Source organism: Streptomyces sp. FH025, assembly GCF_017427025.1.
Classification (GTDB): domain Bacteria; phylum Actinomycetota; class Actinomycetes; order Streptomycetales; family Streptomycetaceae; genus Kitasatospora.
On the sequence record NZ_JAFLNG010000704.1, the window covers coordinates 1 to 3,981 of the forward strand.

Consider the following 3,981-nt stretch of genomic DNA (forward strand, 5'->3'; position numbering starts at 1 on the left):
CCGCGACCAGCACGGCGAGAACGCCCGACTCCGGGCCGCCGGCCCCGCGGTCCTGGTGGAGCTCCCTGGCGGGGTGGTGGTCTGGGCGGTAACCCACCACGACACCCTCCAGTCCCTGCTGGCCGACCCCCGGGTCGGCAAGGACGCCGGGCTGTGGACCACCTACCGGGAGGGACGGCTGCCGGCCGGCTGGCCGCTGCTCAACTTCGTCACCGTGCCCGGCATGGTCACCGCCGACGGCGAGGACCACCGGCGGCTGCGCGGGCTGGTCAGCCAGGCCTTCACCCCGCGCCGGATCGCCGCGCTGGCGCCCGCGATCGAGGCCCGGACCATCGCGCTGCTGGACGAGGTCGCCGAGCTGGAGGGCGAGTTCGACCTGCGCGAGCACTTCGCCTACCCGCTGCCGATGCAGGTGATCGGCGAACTGCTCGGCCTGGCGGTGGAGCAGCAGCACGAACTGCACGAGCTCTCCGACACCCTGGTCTCCAGCGCGGCCACCCCCGAGGCGGCCGTCGCCGCGCAGCGGGGCCTCAACGCCCTGCTGGCCTCGGTGGTGGCGGCCAAGCGGGCCGAGCCCGGCGACGACCTGACCACCGCCCTGATAACCGCCCGGGAGGCCGACGACCGGCTCAGCGAGGCCGAACTCGTCGGCACCCTGCTGCTGATGCTGGTCGCCGGGCACGAGACCACGCTCAACCTGATCACCAACGCCGTCCGGGCCCTGCTCGCCCACCCCGACCAGCTGCGGCTGGTGCTGGGGGGCGCGCAGCCGTGGTCGGCGGTGGTGGAGGAGACGCTGCGCTACGACTCTCCGGTCGGCCAGTTCCCGCTGCGCTACGCGATCGAGGACATCGAGGTCGGCGACGTGGTGATCCGGCGCGGCGAGGCGCTGCTCGCCTCGTACGCGGCGGCCGGGCGGGACTCCGGGCACTACCCGGACGCCGACCGCTTCGACCTCACCCGGCAGCCGGCCCGGCACCTGTCGCTCGGCCACGGCCCGCACTTCTGCCTCGGCTCGGGGCTGGCCCGGCTGGAGGCGGAGACGGCGCTGCGGCACCTGTTCGCCCGCTTCCCCGGACTGGCCCTCGCGAAGGGGCGGGTGAACGAGCCGATCGCCTCGTTCATCAGCAACGCGGTGCGGACGCTGTGGGTGACAGTCTGAACGACCCGGTTACCTGAGGGCGGCCCGGTCGTTCGGCAGGGCATGAAGAAACTCGCCACCCTGGCCGCCCTCACCATGGCGGGCCTCGCCCTCGCCGCCCCGGCGGCGTCCGCCACCGCCCAGACCGCCAGCTCGCCGGACGTCACCGGCGGCCTCACCGACGGTCTCAACCTCTCCCCCGGCGACCTCGCCCTGCACGCCGCGGGCAAGCTCCCGGTGGTCGGCCGCGTCGCCCGGGAGGTCGAGGCCGTCGGCACCAACCAGATGTCCCACCCGGGGCTGAGCGGGCAGATCGGGAACCTCGGCTGAGCGGCTCGATCCGCTGAGCGGGCCGACCGACCGTCCCCCGTACGGTCGGTCGGCCCCGCTCCCGGTGCTCAGCCCGTGAACAGCCCGTTGAGCTCCGGGTAGGTCAGCCCGCCCTCCAGGGAGGTGTACGTGCCGCTCGCGTACACCTCCTCGGCCGCCCGGCGGACCGCCGCGTACGCCACCTTGGCCAGGCCCGGGCCGAGGGTGATCCGGGCCACCCCGAGCTTCGCCAGTTCGGCGACCGACGGGAAGCCGGGGGCGGCCAGCACGTTCAGCGGGGCGGGGACGGCGGCGACCAGGGCGGCGATGGTCTCCGGGTCGGCGACGCCGGGGACGAACACGCCGTCCGCCCCCGCCTCGACGTAGAGCCGCAGCCGGCGGACCGCCTCGTCCAGCCGGCCCTCCGGCTCGCCCAGGCCGTGCAGGAACACGTCGGTGCGCCCGTTGACGAACAGCGGCACGCCCACCGCGTCGGCCGCCGCCCGGGCGGCCGCGATCCGCTCGGCGGCCTCCTGCGGGTCGTACTCGGCGTCCTCCAGGTTCACCCCGACCGCGCCGGTGGCGAGCAGCCCGGTGACGGTCTCGCCGACCCCGGCGGCGGTGTCCGCGTAGCCGCTCTCCAGGTCCGCGGTGACCGGCAGGTCGACCGCCCGGACGACCTCGGCGGTCCGGGCCAGCACCTGCTCCCGGTCGGCGCCGCCGCCGTCCGGGCTGCCGAGCGACCAGGAGACGCTCGCGCTGGCCGTCGCCACCGCGCGCGCCCCCGCGCCGGCCACCAGCCGGGCGCTCGCCGCGTCCCACACGTTGGCCAGCACCACCGGCTCGCCCGGGCGGTGCAGTTCCCGGAGCCGCCGGGCCTTCTCCCGCTGGGCGGTCACGTCGGCGCCGCTCACTTCGCGGCCGGGCTCATGCGGGTGGACACGCTGATCCGGTTCCAGGCGTTGATGGTGACGATCAGCGCGATCAGCTGGGCCAGCTCGGCCTCGTCGAACAGCGCGGCGGCCTCCGCGTACACGGCGTCCGGCACGTGGCCCTCGGTCAGCAGGGTCACGGACTCGGTGAGCGCGAGGGCGGCCCGCTCACGGGCGGTGAACCAGGGCGTGTCCCGCCAGGCCGGGAGGGAGAGCATGCGGTGGTCCTGCTCGCCGTGCTTGCGGGCGTCGGCGCTGTGCATGTCGATGCAGAAGGCGCAGCCGTTGATCATCGAGGCGCGCACCTTGACCAGCTCGGCGATCACCGGGTCCAGGCCCTGCCGGGAGGCCCGGTCCACGGCGATCATCGCCTGGTAGAAGGCGGGGGCGAGCTTGTCCATGTGCAGGCGCTGCTCGGGGGCCGGCACCGGGGCCCCCTTCGTGGTCTCGTTCGTCTCGTTCGTCGTCATACCGCCAGCCTAGGAGCGCGGTGGCCTGCCGCCCTGGTGCGTTCGGCACCTGTTTCCTTGGGCCACTTACGGGGCGCTCGCAGGGGTGAACGGCGCACTTCCGGGGCACGAACGGGCGTGCGAGGATCGCTGGGAGAACCTACGCCGACAGTGGGACCAGGGGGAACAGGGTCGTGTGCACGGCATTCGTCAGCATCGAACCGCAGGCGCCGGTGCCGGTGCTGCTGCTGTCCGTCCGGGACGAGTACCTGGGGCGCCGCTGGCTGCCGCCCGAGCACCACTGGCCGGACCGCCCCCGGCTGCTCGGCGGGTTGGACCTCGCGGCCGGCGGCACCTGGCTGGCCGTCGACCCCGACCGGCGCACCGCCGCCTGCCTGCTGAACGGCTTCGGCCCGCTCGCCCCCGCCGACGCCCGGCTCAGCCGCGGCCAACTGCCGCTCACCGCCGTCCGGGAGGGCGGGATCGGGCACCTCGACCTCACCCCGTACGACCCCTTCCACCTCGTCCTGGTCCGCCCGGACGGCGCCACGGTCACCAGTTGGGGCGGCGGGACCCTGGAGCAGCGCGAACTGCCCGCCGGCCTCAGCGTGGTGATCAACGACGGACTGGAGGGGACGGCCGCCAACCGCACCGCCTCGGAACGGATCCGGGCGCTGATGGCCGCCCGCGCCGAGCACTTCCGGGCCCGCTTCGCCGCCACGCCCCGGCCCGAGCCGACCGGCGACGACCCGGCCGCGCGGGCCTGGGGCGCGTGGCTGCCGATCGTCACCGGCGACGGGCTGGCGCTGGACGAGGACGCGGCGCTGATCCAGCGGCGGGACTTCGGCGACGGTCGGATCTGGGGCTCCTCCTCGATCTCCCTGCTGGCCTTCGGGCCCGAGGCGCTGCGCTACGACTTCGCCACCGCCCCGCTGCCGGTCGACGGGTCGGGCTGGCGGCGGGTGGCGCTGTGAACCCGGCGCTCCCGCAGCGGACTTGAACCTGACGCTGCGGGAGGCGGCATCGTGGGCTTCCGTCGACTCCGGAGGAGGCCCCGATGGACCACCAACGCCACCAGCACCGCCCGTGCCGCCGGCGCCGCCCGTCCGTGCTGCTGCCCGCCGTGCTGGCCGTCGCCCTGCCACTGGTC

The 3,981-nt window shown here is 75.2% G+C and carries 5 protein-coding genes; 3 read left to right on the top strand and 2 right to left on the bottom strand.

Annotated features, from left to right (window positions below):
• Together J0670_RS32365 and J0670_RS32370 are read left to right on the top strand one after the other, a co-directional pair.
• A partial coding sequence (locus J0670_RS32365; RefSeq protein WP_207815619.1) for a cytochrome P450 occupies positions 1 to 1,162 on the top strand: 1,162 nt, incomplete at its 5' end.
• Between the two features lie 42 nt (positions 1,163 to 1,204).
• Positions 1,205 to 1,471, top strand: coding sequence for a hypothetical protein (locus J0670_RS32370; RefSeq protein WP_207815621.1), 267 nt, complete (start codon positions 1,205 to 1,207; stop codon positions 1,469 to 1,471).
• A 68-nt stretch (positions 1,472 to 1,539) separates the two neighbouring features.
• Here J0670_RS32370 and J0670_RS32375 read toward each other — a convergent pair whose 3' ends face one another.
• Together J0670_RS32375 and J0670_RS32380 are read right to left on the bottom strand one after the other, a co-directional pair.
• Positions 1,540 to 2,364 (bottom strand): isocitrate lyase/phosphoenolpyruvate mutase family protein, encoded by an 825-nt coding sequence (locus J0670_RS32375; RefSeq protein ID WP_307806794.1) that lies wholly within the window; start codon positions 2,362 to 2,364, stop codon positions 1,540 to 1,542.
• A complete protein-coding gene (locus tag J0670_RS32380) occupies positions 2,361 to 2,852 on the bottom strand; it encodes a carboxymuconolactone decarboxylase family protein (RefSeq protein ID WP_207815623.1) in 492 nt (163 codons plus the stop codon). The genes J0670_RS32375 and J0670_RS32380 overlap by 4 nt, the downstream gene beginning before the upstream one ends.
• A 173-nt stretch (positions 2,853 to 3,025) precedes the next feature.
• On the opposite strand from J0670_RS32380, the gene J0670_RS32385 reads away from it, so the two are divergent.
• On the top strand, positions 3,026 to 3,805 hold the full coding sequence (locus J0670_RS32385; RefSeq protein ID WP_207815625.1) for an NRDE family protein: 780 nt from the start codon (positions 3,026 to 3,028) through the stop codon (positions 3,803 to 3,805).
• The last annotated feature ends 176 nt before the right edge of the window (positions 3,806 to 3,981 follow it).

Coding starts and splice junctions, on each gene's coding strand:
- J0670_RS32370 (WP_207815621.1), top strand. CDS start 1,205: ATGAAGAAACTCGCCACCCTGGCCGCCCTCACCATGGCGGGCCTCGCC.
- J0670_RS32380 (WP_207815623.1), bottom strand. CDS start 2,852: ATGACGACGAACGAGACGAACGAGACCACGAAGGGGGCCCCGGTGCCG.